The sequence below is a fragment of the Vibrio sp. KUL78 genome (genome assembly GCF_059725505.1).
This window is the reverse complement of sequence record NZ_AP045837.1, coordinates 1,360,541-1,379,974: the sequence shown is the minus strand read 5'-3', so window position 1 is coordinate 1,379,974 and position 19,434 is coordinate 1,360,541. Positions and strand designations below refer to the sequence as shown.

At 44.5% G+C, this 19,434-nt stretch carries 5 protein-coding genes; all 5 read right to left on the bottom strand.

Annotated features, from left to right (window positions below):
* Positions 1–10 precede the first annotated feature (10 nt).
* On the bottom strand, positions 11–4,687 hold the full coding sequence (locus tag AC6I8Y_RS06620) for an OmpA family protein (protein ID WP_498021160.1): 4,677 nt from the start codon (positions 4,685–4,687) through the stop codon (positions 11–13).
* Positions 4,687–5,766 carry a hypothetical protein gene (locus tag AC6I8Y_RS06615; protein ID WP_498021158.1) on the bottom strand — a complete coding sequence of 360 codons (1,080 nt, stop codon included), beginning with the start codon at positions 5,764–5,766 and terminating at the stop codon, positions 4,687–4,689. Before AC6I8Y_RS06615 ends, AC6I8Y_RS06620 begins: the two co-directional genes overlap by 1 nt.
* Positions 5,767–5,769: 3 nt before the next feature.
* Complete coding sequence (locus AC6I8Y_RS06610; RefSeq protein ID WP_498021156.1) at positions 5,770–7,482, bottom strand: hypothetical protein; 1,713 nt, start codon at positions 7,480–7,482, stop codon at positions 5,770–5,772.
* 922 nt (positions 7,483–8,404) lie between these two features.
* Positions 8,405–15,961 carry a tandem large repeat gene (locus AC6I8Y_RS06605; RefSeq protein ID WP_498021154.1) on the bottom strand — a complete coding sequence of 2,519 codons (7,557 nt, stop codon included), beginning with the start codon at positions 15,959–15,961 and terminating at the stop codon, positions 8,405–8,407.
* Positions 15,921–18,959, bottom strand: a complete 3,039-nt coding sequence (locus AC6I8Y_RS06600; protein ID WP_498021152.1) for a hypothetical protein — start codon at positions 18,957–18,959, stop codon at positions 15,921–15,923. Before AC6I8Y_RS06600 ends, AC6I8Y_RS06605 begins: the two co-directional genes overlap by 41 nt.
* Between the last annotated feature and the right edge of the window lie 475 nt (positions 18,960–19,434).

Sequence of the window (19,434 nt, the reverse complement as noted above, 5' to 3'; positions counted from 1 at the left end):
CGCTTTGTTTTTAGATTTGCTTGAGTGTTAGGCTAGGTGCACCCGTAGAATGAGAATTGTCGTCCATCCATGTTTCTAGCCACTCTTTCCTACCCTCGTCATCTAACGACAGCCAGTAAGAATAAGCGCTTCTGTCCTTAATTTCGCTCTCGGTAGGCTCCTTGACCCAAGGATTGCCATTGTTCATGTCTTTGACTTTGTAAACCATCAGGCTCCCTTCAGGAGTTGGATACGTTCCATCGACCCTAGTTTGTGAAATTGACTCGATTCCAATTCTAATACTACTTTCATGAGCCTTACCATAAGGGCGCAACCCCTTAACTCTTTTCCCAGTAGGCGAAGTATAATTGAGCTCAAATTTCATCAGATAGATGTACTTCTTGTCTTGATTCTTTAGCTTTGACTCATAAAGCGCATTATTATCGTTGATGTGCTGTATCACTCTAGTTCCAAAGTCTTGTAGATGTCCTTCTTTTAGATCATCAACACAAAGGTCGAAGGTATGTCTCTGTTCAATACCGTAGTCCCCTTGTTCGAGATGGATTTGCTCTCCGGTTCGAATGGTACCGTAGTGCTCCATAGTGGTATGGACCACTGGGCCTGACTCAGAGATTTGCATTGTCATTTGGCATTCATGATGAGCGAGCCCCATTGTTTCATAGGCATCTGTCGCAGCATTATCGGATAGAAGCGCAACGTAAATGGCGGCACCTTGCTCCGTTGACCAATCGTAGTCGCCTACCAAACGAACTTGCTTGTTATCATCAAGTAGATACTTTTCACCACCCAACTCTATTTGCGCTACTGAAATAATGTGTCCGTCAAGCAGGTTCGGTGTGCTCTCTTTCGATTCCGCTGAAGTACTGGTTACAAACTCCTCAATCATAAAGTCTTCAGCGGATAATTTCGCTTTATCGCTATGTCGACCATCGAATACAAACTGGCTGTATTCCATATCATCAACACCAAAATAAAGCAGTTTTTGCTTGAGCTTAATGGGTTGTTTGTGGGGGAGCTTAAACTCCATCAAAGCCAATGTAAGGTCAACGCCACCTAAGTTCATCATATATCGCATGTCTCGGTGATGTTGTTGTTCAACCCAAAGCTCGAAGCTCGACTTTCCGCTCCAAATAGAGTCCCAGCCTAAGCCAGCTTTGTCCCAAACTGAAGCGGCATAGAGAGGCTTCAAACCTCGAATCTCATAGTTCCCGAACCAATAGGTCGGGTCAAACTCAATCGCTAGCAACTCCAAATCGTTAACCGTAGAAATGCCCATAGCTTCGCGCTTTGAAGCTCCCATCTCATTAAACGCTTGCTCGTAGTACTCTCTAATCTTGTTGTCAGGATCAGTAAAATCATCAACCGACTTTTTCAAGAACAAAACATCGAATTCCGGACCATGAGCATCAAACAAACCCACTTCAGCGCGATACTTAAGCGTTTGAATAAAGGCAGATTTGTGAGTTGAAAAGTTAGGGTCAACAATTACCTGAACACGCACAGGCGTGATCGGAGAAACGCGAACCAAAGAGTTGTCTTTATTCTCTACTAACCAATCATGGTAGCTCTGCCAACTTCCCTTTTCAGCGTTAAACAACACTACACGGCTGAATCCGATATCCTCTTCATCAAGGTCGACTTTGTTGAGATCAAAATTACTGGCGAATCGAACTAGTTGATCGGTTGTCTCATCATTGAGGTAAAGCTTCGTTTGCACCGGGAATCCGCTGTTGAAAGCGACATTAACTCGCTGAAGATTGAACGAATCTAAACTTCCAACCCCCCAATAACTGTTATATCGATTTTGCTCAATTCGATTGATCCATGACTGAGCCAGCGTATTTGCCGAGTATGACGGCACTTCCCAATCATCTGACATGACGTAATTTGCTATAAAATCATCGACCTTGTATTTCTGCACCATTCCATGATCTATGGTTCCTTTGGCAGACAGGATCGCAAGCAATTCAGTAAGGGAGTTAATCGCATAAGCTCGTAAGATAAATCGTTTTAGAAGCTCTTCTTGCGTTACTTTGGATTCGAGATGTGCTCTAACTTCATCTGCCCGCAAGAACTGCCTTTCAATCTTGTGCTCCTCGCGGTTGTAGGCATTCGCCAACGATTTGTTTAGTCGACTGAGAACACTAAGGTCATGTTTGTTTTTTAATCGGCTTGCAAATTCCTCAAACACTTGTTGCCCGTGTAGGTCATCGACAAATTCCGCTCCGTTGGTAAGCAGCGAGCCCGCTTCCTTCCCAATAAAATACATTGCAGCGTAAGGCGCAGCTGGAGTCAATAATGCTAAGCCGCACATTACATCAATGCTGGACATAATCAGTTCATCACGTTGGTCTTTCTCAGCCACAGCTAGCGCTTGCCACAACTGGTGAAGACTCTCCATCTTCATTAGACCTGAACGACTGATCGGAAGAGTGATCTGGTAGTCGGGAATAATCAAACGAATATCGACGCGGCGATCTATTGCTAGCTCTGAACTGTCTGTTTTATCGCTGGTATCGCGATAGTTCTCTTCGCTTCCGCGTCGCAGTTTCGTTTTGCCATAGGCGTGCTCTGTAACGCGCGACTGAAGTTCAGAATCACCTCTAGTGATCGCGTCACTCACTTTACTCGCGCGATTTCTCGATACCGTCATATTCTGAGCAGCAGACCCTATAACACCAGCAAAACCCTCTACGATAAGCTGGTAGTCCGAGTTTTCTTTTAGAAGGCAGTTCAACTTATCGCAAATGTTTGAGAAGTCCGCGCGAAGGACTCTCATTTGATTACTCTCGGTCGCAGAGTTGAACTGAAAATAAAGACTCACAGCAACACCGCGCTCATCTACTAAAACATTTGCGTCATCGCCCAATATCTCTTGTACATTTTCAGCTTTCTGTTTCCATAGGTCTTCGGTATCTTGTTGTTGGACTAAACTCACTTGCTTGAGGTAGGAGGCTGCCATGTTCTTGAGCTCTGTGATTGCGCCTTCCGTGCTATTCATCGCCTCTTTGTAGCCTTTGTAGCCTTTATAGCCCTCATAAGCATCTGTCGCGGTACCAATAATCCCTAGTCTTTTCTCAAGCGAGCCTCTAAACCATGAACTAGAGAGTCGCCCTACTCCTCGAACCACTTTCTTGTTCGAAGCGACTTCATCACCAAAGTGATAGATACGTTTAAAGTACTTAGTATCCATCACTTTATCGGTAAAGATGAGTCGCGCAGAGTCTTTAAGGGTAATGCCCTTCTGCACCAAAGCTGTCGCATCCCGATATTGCTTGAGCGCATCTTTGGAGGCTGACAGCGCTGCTGCCATGGCTGTGCCTGTCATTACAAAATCAGGCAGTTGTTGCTTATCTGCACTTTCCCAAAGGGCTAAACTTATGGTCTTCGCAACTTCACTGGCCGAGTCGGGTACATTTGGTCCATTCAGTGATACAAAGTCTCCTATGATTGACTCTGCTGTTTTCATTAGCGTTCCAGACAGCGAGATCGCCCCCATTCCGGGTTTGGTTCGATTCTGCTCCACTAAACCTTTGGTAGCGTATTCCGCATAACTTGGAAGCTGTGTGGGGAACTGTTGGATTATGGTCTCTTCTAGCGAGACCATATCGCCGCATACACAAGCGATTTTCCCAAGACCGGGAGAGGGTTTAAAAACTAGTTTTTCGCGGAGTTCGTATTGGTAGAGATTTTGAGGGTCTTCATTTTTGTTCCTAGCAACTCTGCTGACTTTGACATTTGCCTGCTTAACACTTTCAGGTAACTTTAGACCTTCTTTTTTGTGGAATTCCTTGTATTCATCTTCCCAGAACTCTACTCGTATCGTATAGAAACCATCTTTAACCTTGATAGAATCAAGATGAAATAGCGCACATGGAAGGGTACCGTGGCGTTCCGCTCCATTATTTTTGTCGCTAGGTAATGTCGCTACTATTCCTTCCACCCCCTCTAAGTTAGATGAGCTAGTTTCTACACCCTCTTCATCAAGGTGTGATATTAACCGCACTCGTGCTCCAGCATATAGGGGATCGGTAAAAACAACTGAACAAATGGTTACAGTGTGATTCAGAAAACCATATATCGGCTTATGTGGTGTTTTCTGTTTTTCTTCAAGCCACGTATTGTACTCAATCTGCTCATCCGTTAGTGAGGACTCTAGGCTCGATTTATATGCTGGCGCGAGCTGTGAAGGAAGTATTTTAGTTAAAGTAAATTCAGCGCTTTTAACTCGCTCATCTATACTTTCGCACAAGGCCTGTAACTTTCGAGAAACCCTAGCTCTATCTCCACTGTTGTTTTCATTTAAGTCTGCAGAAAACTGAGCTAGAACGTTTAGAGGTGGAAAAGTGAGTTGATAGACTTTATCCTGATCTATCTTTTCAGTTCTAGAACCGTGATTGAGTAAGAGAGGATCAATGTTATCTTCCAAATCAATTACCCTACTCAATCCAACATCTCGCAATCTGCCATTTGAGTCAGATGCCCAAAGGTGTACTTCATCGTCAGACAAGTTATTTAGTAGTAGCGGGGTAAATGGTACAGGTCTAACCTTCCCATTAAGCTGGTCTTCCATCGTCAAATCAGAAGCTAAGTTCCATTTAACAAACGTTTGGCCCGTATAATCACTGACTTCAATGTCATATGGAACGCTCAATAAATATATTTCAGTGTCCAAGGAGTAGGTCATTATCGTCCCTCCTCAAACCAATTCCCACCGTTCGCGAGTCCGTTATAGAGAGCACTTTGTTGTAAGGTTCTTTTTCCGGTTCCGAGAGGACGCCACTTCCAAGCAATTTCACTCTCGGTATCGCGAACATCCATAACCATTGCATGCCGAACCCCAGTAGTAAATCGACCATCAAGTCCTACGATAAATGGCATATACTGCTCTTTAATCTCGACCGTTCTTTTACCTACATCGATAAAAAAAGTATGTTTAGGAGACTTAGCCCACGCAAATTTACCTAACGGGCTTATCGAACGATACTCAGTCCACCAAGTTCCACGATCATCAAAATCAAGGTTTAGCTTTCTATGCCATATAATACCCTCAATTGGCTCATTGTTGTCTTCGCGAAATATACCAACGCCCGCAGTATTGACTACTATACGTTGCCCATCTACGACTACTCCGGTATCCGATAGTACAATATCAACTTTAACTGATTCTCTTGTTTCAACATCCCACTTATACGTCACCAACCCACTGCGTTCACGTGTAATGAAGTACAAATAGCTACTATCTTCAGCCCAAAGCATGCCATAGCCGCCAGTTGCATCAAGATCGTAAGTTTCGCCTGTTTTTAGATCATAAACCGCTTTGCCGACTCCACTATACCCATAGGCAAGATATCGCATATTCGGAGAGCGAACCATTTTCCCTGTGCCCGTCGCGAATTTAATTGGAAACTCGTCGGTTACTAACCTTAAGTCCGTGCCATCGGTCTTCATGCTCCATATCTTGTCGCTACCCTCGTAGTCGTTATACATAGGATCTTTTTCATCGCCCATGTTAGCCCAGTAAAACTGGATGCGAGGTAAGTCATAGGAGCTTGCATCGTTTAAGTCTTCGCGAGGCCATTCTTTCGCTCGGGAGATGAAGTACTTTGGAAACATCTTATGTTGATACTCAAACGTACCAATATTTTCCCCTACTTTACTTGGAGCCATAACGTAGTAGTTATTCTCCCCAATATAAGTACGTCCATCATCACTACAGGCGGAGATGAAGAGGCATGTCATTAATATAATAAGAATGTGTTTCATGATTTAACCTAGCAATTCTGACAAAGGAATAGTGTTATCTATAGTAATTGTGTGTTGCAGACCTTTCCCTGGATCGGCGTGCGCTCCGCGGACTAAGTCGACATGCTCCACCTCAGGAGGTGGAAGATCAAAACAAAGAGTGCGGTAACCCTCTTCGTCTAAAGGAAATGAACGAAAATACGCCCGGCATGACCAGTCGTGTTCTTCATTGCGGATTTCGAAATAATCATCGCTGTGATCAACACTAGGCTCGTGCAGATATCTAATTCTGGGTACAGCAAAAGCCGAAAGCTCAACAGCGGCGATATTACTGTCTTGCTGATTGAGGATGACTGAGGACTTGCGATCCATAACGACGCTCTTCGGAACCGAACGAATGGGCGATACAGCCTGTTCAAAGCTCCGAGCTTGGCTGTAGGTAGAGAGTTCAGATAGAGATATTGAGCCGTTTTTATGGCTTGTTTCTAGCTGCTCGACCTGGGTAAGTGTGAGTTGTTCCAGGCTGTAATGTAGATAGAGTTCCGACTGCACATCTGATTTGATCTTATATGGAACCCAGATATGTGGCATTGGCTTACCTTCCGCATGCCGAACCTCACTATCAAAAGCGGTTTTCGGACTTAGCTGAGTCGTCAATGTCAAAGGATCATGTGTGATGTCGGGAAACTCGATATCAACTTCTTCTGCTGTCAACCCGAATACACGTGCGGTTTCGTCCAAAGCCAGCTTACCCGTAAAGACGGTTTTTCCTTCTTGTACAACATGAAAAGTCTCACCGCCAATGTAACAGCGCGTAATGAGTGTTGAGCCATCGATGTTCACGTGCCTTGTAACGAGTGACGCTTTTTCATCTCGCCTGCGGTAGTAGCTTAAGTCGATATCAGCGAAATAACCATTCGGTTGAATCTCGACCTCTCGCCAAACTTTGTTATCCCAAATAACATAAAGATACCCAAACCCCTTCAAGGTGAATTCTTCGCCGCTTTTGACAACGGGAAGTATCGGGATGAGTACATTATCCCACTCTTCTTTAGATAGTGATTTTTCAACCGGCAAGACATCGTCTGCTAATTTGAGTTTTATTGGGTTTGGTTGACTATGGCATGGGATACAAATGTGCAAACTTCTGCCTTCAGACGAAAGAGCATCAAAAGTGGCTAAGCTTCGATGTACGTTTTCGTGATCCGCTTTGACTGAGGCCATCTTGCTAGTCTGACTATCACTCTCATCTAACATTAAGCACGCGGCATTTCGCGACCACTGCCCTGCAAACTCCACCACTATCTTGTTCTCAGGGTTAGGCTCGGTTGGTTGAAAGTGAAATTGTTTAGCTAAGGCTACGTCATCAGTCACTGCCTTATAGCCGGCTTGACGCACAGAGCCACTCTGGCCATCTGAGAGCGTAGCGATTTTTGCTTGCAACTTAGGGAACGTCGCCAATTGCGCATCAGTTAATGGCGTTTTACGAGTAAGCAGCGAAACGCCTACCCAATTTACACTGAGCAGTTCTTTTCGAATTGCACTAATTAATGCTGTTGATGACTTCTTTGCCGCTGGGGATATTTGACTAGCGAGTTCTTTCGGTAGTCGGTTAAGAATTTCATCTTTATTTCGGATACGTGAAAGCCTCCCTACACACTCTTCCGGTGTAAGGACAAAATCAAGATCACTCGATTTTAATTTTGTGCCGACAACAAATTTGCAATCTGAATGCATTGGTATTCTCCACAACCAACAACTGAACATGGATTGCGGTGATGTTTAAGCTGATAAGGCTTAGTATTACGATTTGGTCACACAATAGTACTAAGTTTATACATGATATTCAATGAGTTATCTTTGATGCTCAATAAGCGTTAATACCCACCATTTTAGTGATTATATCTATGATATACGGATAAAATGGTGATTATTCACGAATAAACTCTGTTATTTACCCTAATTCAAACATCACAGATGTGATCTTACTTCCAATTGAGGGCTTTCATTCTTAACGTTAGTTATTTTATTTTTTACTGCCCGAGTTTAGATTTTTCACACCTCCTTCATTATGGGCTCCCTAATTCTCCTACATGCTATTTTTCAAACTCAACAAAGATAGGTTTTATTGATAATTATGAATTTAAAGAAACAGCTATACTGGGTGCCTTGATATACTTAGTTCAAGCAAAAAAAAGCGCAACCTGAGAGGCTGCGCAAAAAAGGTAGTAACGGGTTACAGAACGCGAGTACGATGTACTCTTATTTGTCACTACCTACCACTTGATAAAAAATGAATAGAATGCAACGGTCCGACCGACTGTTGACAGAGACGTAGCTTACAGATCACCCTCACCCATTGCAACATGTTGAAAATTATCTATTTTTTGTCATTTGAATCATTATTTTCCTATTTACTCTGTTGATTCGACGATTAGATAGGCAAAAGCGAAGAAATCCCCTTTCAAAAGCTCTGTTTAGACCCATCAAGTACATGAAAAATAATTAAAATATTTACCTACTAATATACGAAAGCCAATAATTCGACGTGAACGACATATCCCTGACTCACTTCTAAACAAAAACGCCTCTATTTACTATTGCAAATAGAGGCGCTGTATCGTTTTGTTTCATTGGCTCAGAGAGCGAAAACCTATAGCTATAGGTCTAACCCGCTGTACATCGCATCCACGGCTGCAATATTTTGGTTATTGGTACCCGATACGACTACGGCGTACGTACCAGTTGGCAAGGTGGATAGATCGACACCAGACGTTTGCCACGCCCCATTTTCACCTACTGTTGCAGGTATATCAGTCATGACATCATCCGTACCATTGTTCAACCGTATGGACAGCGAAGCGCTCTGCTCAAAGCCGAGTGCTGTTCCAGTCAAAATGGTGGCGCTTAAGGTTTCGGGAGAAGTCGCTACTGTATCTATCGTAAGCTCTGGTTGAACATTGTAAACGTAGCCAGTGCTATCGATGAGTTTATTGCCAAACTCATCTGTCGCCGTTCCCAGTATTAGTAGCACTTGTGAATCATAGATATCAGCTAGTGAAACTGTCCCTGTCCACTGCTTGGCAGGCCATGTGGTTTCCCAAGTGACTGCTAAGCCATTTACCGTGGTAGATTCAATGCTTGCAACATTGGTGGTGAATCCAACCGACACCGTAGACTCTCCGTTAGATACAACTGGGCTTGGCGTCAGTTCAGGCCCAGTGTCAAGCGCAGGCTGCTCAGTATGAAACAAGATTTGTGGCTGCTCTGCTTTGACGGTGCCATCTGAGCGAGTGAGAATGACGTTCAAGCTGTGTTCTCCAGACAGACCGGACAAGTCCCAATCGCCGGTCGTCCACTGTCCATCACTGTCGACGGTTGCCGTCGTATCCGCAGCGACTGTGCTATCGCCACTTAGGATCTGGACTGTGACTGACGCTCCCTCTTGTACACCTTGAGCACTGCCAGTCACTTGAGCAGTTTGGGCTTGTTCTTTGTTATAGCTACTCTGACTCATTGCAGCGTCAACAAACAAATAGGTGCTAACAGAGTCTGTAAGCTCTGCCATTGCATTCCCAGAACTCACGCTGGTAAAGCCAGAGATAACTACCTCAACCGTTTCCATAAGTTGAACTGTTTTCGGCAATGGATTCACTGTTTCGAGGGTCCAGTTCTTGTTGTTTCCGATCGGCGTTGCTGCAATACCATTAATTGTTGCCGTGCCAGCAGTTACTTTTTCACTAAATACTAGGTTGACGACACCTTTCTTATTAAACTCAATATCGCTGCTCGTCATGCTATTTACAGTCGGTTTAGATTGGTCGAGGGTGAACGATTCTGAGTCAGGTGTAAAACCTTTAGATGCTGAAACGTCAGTGCTAAGACCTACGCTGCCCTCGAATACTAGGTTAACGTCGCCGCTTGGAAACGTAGAGATATCGAATCCACTTACCGACCAAGTTTTGTTGCCATTATCCAACACAACGGACTTTGCCTGAGTCTCGTCACTGCCTACCGCTGACGCCAGTTTCAGTTTAAGTCCGCTAGCATCAGAAATACGTTCGTACGACCCTGAAATCGTCATCGACTTGGCTTGCTCAGCATTCACAGTCGATGGCAAGTTCGTCACTAGCAAGGTTGGTGTAAATGCCAGTGCGTAACTGCTATCACTCGCGCCTTGGTTACCATGCTCATCGGTAAACGAACTTACCGTCAGAGTTGCTTCAGACGCACCGGCAGATGCTGGCATAGACACTGTCCCACTCCAAATAGAACTATCATCAGTATCCTTAGTTAGACTTACGACCTCGCCACCTAAAGTAGCATTCACGCTGTCGATAATGGTGTTGAAGGTCAATTTCACAGAGACGGTTTCGCCGCTCTTAGCATGTTGCTCTTGAGTTGGCGTAATGAACTCAGCGGTCGCTAACGTCGGTACACCCGTGTTAAAAGTGACCGCTTGTTGTGCGTCTGTAGACTCTGCGCCACGATCCAAGGTCGCCTTCATGGTGTAATCGCCAGAGAGTGACGACAAATCCCAATCGCCTGTCGTCCACTGACCATCGCTGCCCACAGTAGCCGTTGTCTTATCGACTTCGATACTGTCACCATTGAGGATCTGTACAGCGACCGATGCTCCTTGTAACACACCATGAGCATTACCTGTCGCCTCAGCAGTCTTTGCTTCAACCTTGTTGTACGTAGCTTTGCTCATCGAGCCGCTAACTACTAATGCCGTATCTACCGCGTCAGTTTTCACCTCCATAACATTGCCAGTGTCTGTGCTACTAAATCCTGAAACAACGATATCAACGCTTTCTTGAAGCTCAATGCCAGTTAGCGGACCAGTCGTTGTTGCAGTCCAAACATTGTTGGAGTTCTGTAAACTCGTTGGCTGACCAGAAATAGTTACTGTGCCTTGTGCGACCTGTTCGCTGAACTCCAGTCGAGCAATACCATTTTTGCCAGCCTCAATTGTAACTGGTGTGGCACTAGTGACTGTCGGCTTGAGCATCGTGAGCGTGAATGATTCATTATCCGGTGCATACCCACCAGTAACCTCGACTCCATTGCCAACGGTCACGGTACCGGAAAACGAGATATTTACTCGCCCTTCAGGGAAGTCAGATACATCTAAATCCGTAACACTCCATGTCCCATCATTATTGAAGGTAATAGCTTTCGTTAACTGACTCGCTGGGTTAGAGGCGGAGGCCACGGTAATGTTGCTATTGCTAGTATCTTTATCGATATATTTGTAAGTGCCCGATATCGTCAGATTGTCAGCGCGATCTTCATAAACATTTCCGACTGTATTTAGAGTCATCTCTGGCGAGTACGGAATACTATGAAGATTGTTCGCGACACCAACATTGTTGTAGACATCTTTGTAGTCTGTGACCGTCAATGTCACTACATCTGCGTTTTCAAGCTCAGGCATAGTTACAGAGCCGCTCCAAGTTTGATCATCAGAATCAGGGACAGCAGACACTAAGAACTCACTAGAACCAAGCTTAGCCTTTACACCACTCACTGGTTTGTCGAACACCATCTCTATATCGACAAACTGATTCTTAACTTGGTGTGTTGGATTGAACGTCACGGCTTCTAGCACAGGCGGTTTTTGGCTTGCCACCGATGCAGTGTCATGGGTTTCATTGTCTGCAGTAACACCTTCTGAATTGCTTCCGCTAACGGTGACAAAAATGCCACCCTCTTGCCAACCCGTCATATCGATGACCTCAGACACCCACTTACCATCGATTTTAATCGTGGCTTGTCGTGTCTCGTCATCTGCAACATTGACCAAAGACTTAACTCTCACTGACAGTGTGTCACCCACCGCAAACCCACGTGCAGAACCTCGGATAACAACCTGGTCGGCTTCATTCGGCGTAATTTCATCATCACCCATCACTGGATCAACCGTTTCAATAAGCGGTTTGACTTTGAAAGCCTTGGACTGCTCAGCACCTTCGTTTCCTGACGGAGTCACATAGCCCGCCAACACTGTAAGCTGCTGCTCTACTTCACCAATATTCAGTGCTGGCGTGACAACCCCAGACCAAACTTCAGCTTCTTCTGTGGCGGCGAAGTTCACTGTTTGATTGCCCAACCGTGCACTCACCTGCTTCACTTTTTCTGAGAAGTTCAATACGACGGTCGTTTCATTATTGTGCTCAACCAACTGACCATCTGTCGTGATTTCAATCCGATCGATGGTTGGTATTGAAGTGCTTAACGCAAACTTGTCTTCACCTGTAGAGGCAGCATCGACACGAGAACTGTTTGTTCCTCGGACGGTGATCGTAATATCGCCATCCTGAAGACCTTTATCAGATAAGTTGATCGTACTGTTCCATTTACCTTCAGATCTGACTGACACCTCAGTCTGAGTGTAAGTTTTACCAGTTTCGTCTTTAAACTCGATGTCTAGCTTATCTTCTAAAGGCGTAAATCGGGTAGACGTACCTGAAATGGTGAAGCTATTGATATTGCTGTTGTTTACGTCACTATCAAAAGATTCAATGGTAATCGTTGGCTGAATCGGCAAACTGTATGTGCTGTTGGTATCGCCCACATTGCCGGCTTTATCTGCAAACCCACTGACGGTCAAAGCGACTGTAGTATCGGAGTCTGCGACATCTGCAAGAACAACTTCACCAGTCCATGTCGATTTGTATTCTCCCTCAGCCCCTAACCATGAAACGTTTTGACGATTTAGTGTGCCTGTCGGTATCGAAACTTCCTCATTGAAATCAACATAAATGGTGACCTTTTTGCCAGGCGTAGCGAAGGTTGGATCGAACCTTACAGCACCTTGCTTAGAGTCGATAACCGGCTTGGTATTATCCATATTGACTGCAAACTTCTTGGTCGCTGTTTTGCCCCAACTATCGATAATACTCACTCCAACATTTAGCCCTTGAGAATTTTTCTCCGACTCCTGAAGATCGTATTCAAAGTAAGTACATTGCCACGTTTCATCGTCACTGCATTGACTCGGTGCAGGGATTCTGAATCCACCACCTGGCGAGTTTGAGCTATAAACGCTTCCACCAACAAGGCCTTGCATCTCAACAACATCAGAGTATTGATAAACTTGATATCTAAACTCTATCGTCAGCTTATCCCCATTTAGGTCAGCGTTAACCGCTGGACTCGTTACCTCTAGATTTAACTCACCCTGAGGGATGACAAGTGTGATTAGTTTCTGTTCTGCGGGAGCATTCCCTACCTTATCCGCTAAGTTACCAAGATAGACTGTCTGCTCTTTTTTCACTGATCCGAAAATATCGAGAAGGTTGGCACTATAGGTACAGGTTACCTTACTGCCATCGTTACTAGGGTCGACACAATCTACTGGAGCGCCCGCAAAACTGAAGTCATCTTGAACCCTCAGTAGTGGCTTGCCATCAACATCACCTGTGGTGTATTCCACACCTGACAGGTCGTCAGAAATAAACAACGGTATATTCAGTCTAAGTGACGTATCGTCTTCGTTACGCCTTACGTTGGTTTGCGTAAGTTGGAACGTCGCACTGTCGTTATCCTGGGCAATTTGAACCAGTGGACCATTCACGTCAATTGAGTTAAACGAGTGTTTCTGGACTTCGGTTGCACCATTCTCTGCTGTGGTACGAGTAATGAGCGTCGCGCCACTTTCGATGGTTTCTGTACCATGAAGAATACAGGAAGGACCGCTTGACGGTGGTGACTCCACGATCGCATAAGGCTGTTCAGTGTCTTGAGGTACGTCTTCTTCAATACGGGGGCGAATCCAGCACTCTAACTGCGTGATTTTGACTTCGGTTCCAGGATCCGCGAAGGTTACTTGTAGCGTTTTAGCAGAATTGTAGGTATCGAAGGACTCGGGCGTTGCCACAGTTAACTTCACACCTTGACGCAGTACCTTTAACGTCTTGCTGATCCTTGTTGTATTTGGGTTCTGCGCAAATCGTGCGGTTGGATAAACGACATTATCTTCTACGGTGAAGTTTACGTCATAGCTTCCATCAAGCTTTGTCATGTCTTTCGATAGAACGGTAGACCACGTGTCATTACCCTCTTCGATAACCGTTAATGGTGTTTCTGTTTGATTGTCGTTATAGGAGTATTTTGCGATGACAGACTTAATGCCACTAGCATCAGTCGCTACTACGCTAAATTTAATATCCTTATTCTCAGTGACATTCCCTTCAATCGGGGTGTCATCCGAATAGACTTCCGTTACCTCTACCTTAGGGGCTTCATTATCGACTTTAACTCTAAACTTCTCACTCCCCGAGTTACCGCGAATATCAACTGCTTCAACGTCTAGAGTTGCTTCTTCTGTGGCTTTAAACGGAATATCACGCAGGGCATCTCCAGTGGGTACCGCTCCATCCCCTATCGGTCTCGATGATCCGGTATAGATCCAGTAACGAATTGAGTTCTTATCAACCCCATCGTCAGTGACCGCATCTATGCTACTGTCATCGTAGTCTCGAGCGTTCAATACCATCGGATAACCCTCTCCGGCAGCATAGTAAAACGACTCTTGATTAAATAGGTTTAAGGTCAAGGATGGGCCTTGGTCATCATAGCGAACTTGTGTCAGTTCAGTTTCTGAAGAGAATCCTTTTTTGTCGGTGGCTTTCAGCACCATGCTGACACGACCATTCGCATTAGGGTCTGTCTTAATCTGGGCTGATTCAGAAGCACTAACCGACATAAAGTGATCATCTTGAGGTTGGCTATTCGGGAACGTCTGTTTTTTAATTGCAGTAAGATCTCCAGCTTCTGATTTTTGGAAAAGCTCCAAAGATTCGACTTCCGAAACATCTTTGACCGATTGCAGATTTACCCTAAAACCAGGACCAATGACATTACCATTCCCGTTGCCCGAAAAGTCGCTAGCCCATGGGCTTTTTACTTTAATCTCAGGACCAACAATATCGACAGAGAATTGATACCAGCCCTCATTACTCGTATTTACTGGGATGGCTGTATCAATAGCCGTGACGTAGAAAAAATGTTTCACTGAACCATTTTTAATGTTGTCGGCAACAAGCTGGACCTGAATTTCCGGCTGGGTTCCTAGCAAACACGCCGCATCAGTATTCTCCTCTCCACATTCCTTTAGTTCTACTTTTGGTAGGCCGTCTTGCTGATACACCACTTTCACTTCACCTAGCGGACTGCCATTGTCTTGGCTAAATAGAGTGGTTGGCTCCCATATGTCATTACCGCCTAACACCGCACTTGAAACCACTTCTTCGACGACAAATGCTGTAGAGTCGATATTGACGGTAAATGCAGGGGCTCCCTCAATGGTTTGATCTACGCGGTTGCCCAAAATATCTTCTGCCACCACATACGCCGTCCACTGACCATCATCGAGCTTGTTAGCTCCCTCTCCGCACGTTAGACATAGCTGCAAAACCAGTTGTCCATCAGAGAACTCTGAGCTCGGGGTGTTGACTACAAAAACACTGTCCCCCTCAAACAAGACAGGGGTAGCACCTTGAACTTTTGGCTCGAAGTATATTTGACGTTTGCTTGTGTCATCTCCCACAACATCCTTTACAACAAAGTTGAGGCTTTTTTGCCTAGTGATATTGATATAGGCATCCTCAGCTTGCCCGTCTGGTAACTTGTAAAGAACATTAGGAAACTCATTATCAACTTTAAATGACGAGATAAACGGGTCATCTGATGGATAGGCATTTTGCTTAGTATCAGAAGCAGATATCTTGAGAGCAAGCTCAGCGATGTTTTCATACATCAGAGAGTTAAAGTTGAAAGCATAAGATTTGTTGTAGCTGTCGCCACTGGGCACAAACGACAAGATCATGTCATTCTCAACAGGGCTATCTGCAACAAACCAAACAGGGGTAAATACAGGCGGTGGGTTATTGCTCACGCCAGATGGGTCCGATATTTGCGCGGTAAAATCAATTTGACCCGCCACAAAGATCTGCTGAGTGACTGGATGTTGATAAAACACGCCGTATTGCTGTTCGGAGTTAGGTAGTACACGAATGTCCGGTGGCGTTGTATCAATACTGCCACCAGCATTTTCAAATACACTAACCGTTGATCCATTGACATCAATCGAAGGATTAGCCGTCGCGATTATATCTGCAAAGCTAAGCGCCAGCTGAGGGCTCAAACCATACTGTTCTACTAAACGTTCATAGTAGGCGCTGGCGAGTTCTTTTGCGATACGTATCATTCGTGATCCTGTTTGAACCAATGTAAATATCCCCCGAACGGCCCACGCCATTTGCTTTACCATCATGAACTAAATCTTGGTAGAACGCAGAAGCATAGCTCGCTGACGTATAACCGACATTGTTTGACGCCATATCAACCAGAGACTCAACAAGGAAGCGATGTTGATATTCATCCCCAGGGAATGTCGGAATGGATACTAAGTCTTCATTAGTCGCATAGCGGGTCGTAATCGGGTCGAACTTGAAAAACGAGTTGGTGACGCCACTACCAATAGCATTGTTCACCTGCTCTAAGTAGCTCAACGCAGCGCTATTAGTATGGTCAGCAGTGCTGTTCCATATGTAGTCAAATAATCCAGTATGGTATGCCGACAACTCGCTAATATAGAGGTCGCTGGCGTTAGTATAATCAAAATAAGCGCCAAAATTTGACTGGCTCAGATCGACTTCACGATACTGATTACTGTCATTGCTCCACTGGTAGTAATAAGCCTTACCTGAAGAAGGGTTAGCTAGCTGAACTTGAAGAAATCTATAGCTGCCTAAGTCGGCACGTAGTTGACAAGTAGCGACATCTAATGTCCCTTCAACAAGCTTGGTAGTACATGTTGAAACTGGGTTACTGTCAAACTTGCCACTGGCATTGAGCCCTTTCAGTTCCACGTTTGCATTCGCAAATGGTGTCACTACATTGAATGTTGGCAAGTCAAAAGTGGTCCGGAAATATATCGTTTTTGGCGTACTGACGTTTTCAGATCGGTCCTTCGTCGTAAGGACGATTTTTTGTTGGCTTCGCTCTGCAACTGATGCGTACTCTGTGCCAAGTAGCTCTTTGACAAATGGTATGTAGTAAGTGACCTTGGAAACTCGACCTTCGCCGTTGTACTCAATTTTTTCGTGTGGAATAGCGTGAGTCGCGACATTGCTTCCGGTGTGACTTTTCTTTTCATCAACGTATTGGAAATCATTATCAGTCGGAGATTTCACGTAATACTTAACCGAGAGTTCCAGGTCTTCTGCCGATGACCCGATTATGCCGTTGTCTGGATCATACTCATCTTGAACCACCACTTTAATGTAAGGAATATAGTTTGCGTGCAGAACCGCTAAAGCGGACTGATTGAAGTCCTCAAAATCAATACCGTCATGGACTTCCATCAAACCAGAGCGTGCGTAGTTAAAATCGACCTTCAGATGATTGCTAGTGGTGCCAATATTACTCTCGTTAAATGTGTTTAGTGAGTAGTCAAAATACTCAACCTCACCTCTGTTATCGTTCGTGTCGATTTTGATGAAAGCCATCTGGGCGCCACTGGCATTAGGATAGCTTAATGTCTGTGTAGGTAGATTGTTGTCTTTACGAACCTCGAAGTTTTCACCACTTTTGTTGTCGTGAGAGTCCGTGACTTCAATTAGAAATCGAGTCGAACTACCGAACTGCGTCGCATCGTATGCCTCATTGAAACTACAGACCTCACCTATCGCGACATAACACTGAATCGAGCGGACATCATCTCCTTGAGTAATGACAACGCTTTTGATGTCACTCTCACTATCTACGATAGTACCCGTCAAAATATAGGTAGTCTCAGAGCTATTGATTGTAGGTGACGAGGTCATGGTGATAACTGGTGCTACGTTATCCCAAGTAAAAGGGATTCTTGCAGACTGCTCATCTGTATGAATATTGCCTAAAACATCATCAGCAGATGCGACAAGCTGAGCCGATTGAATGTATGGCAAGCCATCCGTATCGGCATAACCAAGCCTATCTAGCTCAGTAGTGTCGACGTGCACAATAACTTTAGTGTCACGAGTACCTCGCTTAAACTCGCTTTTATCAAGGGAGCAGTATGGCTCACCACCGCTCTCCAAACAGCTCTTGATAATAGTGCCATCCAGCGTTTCGAGTTCTAAACTCACTGTCACATCATTCACACCAACATCGTCGGATATCGCCAATGTTATTTGGTCCGCGCCAGCGAGCACATTTCCACCTTCCCTTGAGATTTCTGGTGGCGTCTCATCAATGGGTTTCATGTCACGAGGGGCAACGACACCCGAAGTATCTGAACTAGTGCCGAGGATATTTAGCTGGGTAGCAAATTCTTGATAATCTTCCGCAGACGTTCCTGATAGGTTGAGGTCTGGGTTATTAACCACAATCAAGGTGTGCTGTGACAAATCATTTGTGTATATGTCCGCCGTAATATCTACCTGACCAAAGTTCATTTTTTTCGCGACACCATTACCATCCACTTCTTGGCCATCGAGTACTCCATCCGCTCGAATATCGCGATACTGAATGTCAGAGAGATGCATCGATGTGTACAAGGTGCGACTTTCGTCAGATGGGTACTTGTTGATTAGGTCGCCTGAAAACGAAGAATAAGCCGTAAGTAAGGCACCGTATTTATGTCCTGATTGTGCATAGCTACTTTGCCTATAGGTGATGTCGATTGGCTTAATTTCATTGACGTCAAAGCCATACATACTTTCAAAGCGTTCTAAAGCGTCATTAATAGCAGATGATGCGGAAACTCCCGCTTGCACATTGAACTCGGTTAAACCCGACACCATATGTGTCAGCGGAGTCACCATAATAGGTTGCGTTACCCCCTCTTGATAGTTGGCAACACTACTCATTGTAAGACTCTTACCATTGCTGACGGTAATAACTTCAGACGTGATTGGATCTCGATAAGCACCACCAAGTGCCTCAATATAGATAGGCATACTTGCTGACGTCACTTCAACCTCATAGTTACCTAACTGATCGGTGACCGCGGAGCCAAGATTTCGCCCAACCGTACCATCTTTAAACTCCCACACGGTCACCTTTGAACCAGAAACAGGCGCATCAAAAACGACACCATAAACTGTGCCTTTTTTTCTAGAGTTTGGTGAAGCGTCGCTACTATCCCCTCCACCACCACAAGAAGAAATAAATAGAACGAGCAATAAAGATAATAATCGAGAGAAGTAGTGCTTATTCATACAAATCACATTGAATTAAATTTCACGCGATTATATTATTTTTATCAACTTTCTCAATCTGACAAAACGACAGGTAATTAATGCATAAAAACTATATATTTAATTACATTAACCTTGAATATTAACCGTAAGATTAAAATATGCACCACCCTCGCAAAAATATAACTATTTCAAGAAGAAAAAACAGCAAAAATAATTGTAAGTATATTTGATACGCTCACAGCTGCTGTGCATAATACCCTTCAATCATAAGTCAACATCATAATAATTCCAGTAACCTACGTTAGTTATGCTTCAAAATCAGTTACAAACTCTGGCAAAGAGCCTAAGATTCGAGCCTTATGAGAAATGGAATAGCACCAATTCCTTTTTACTCGTTTGTGCATTTTTTGCTATCGCAGTCCCGTTGACAGTGATTAGCACACTAAACCGTAATAATTCATCGAGCACTCCACTCAAAGAGGTTATAAGCTAT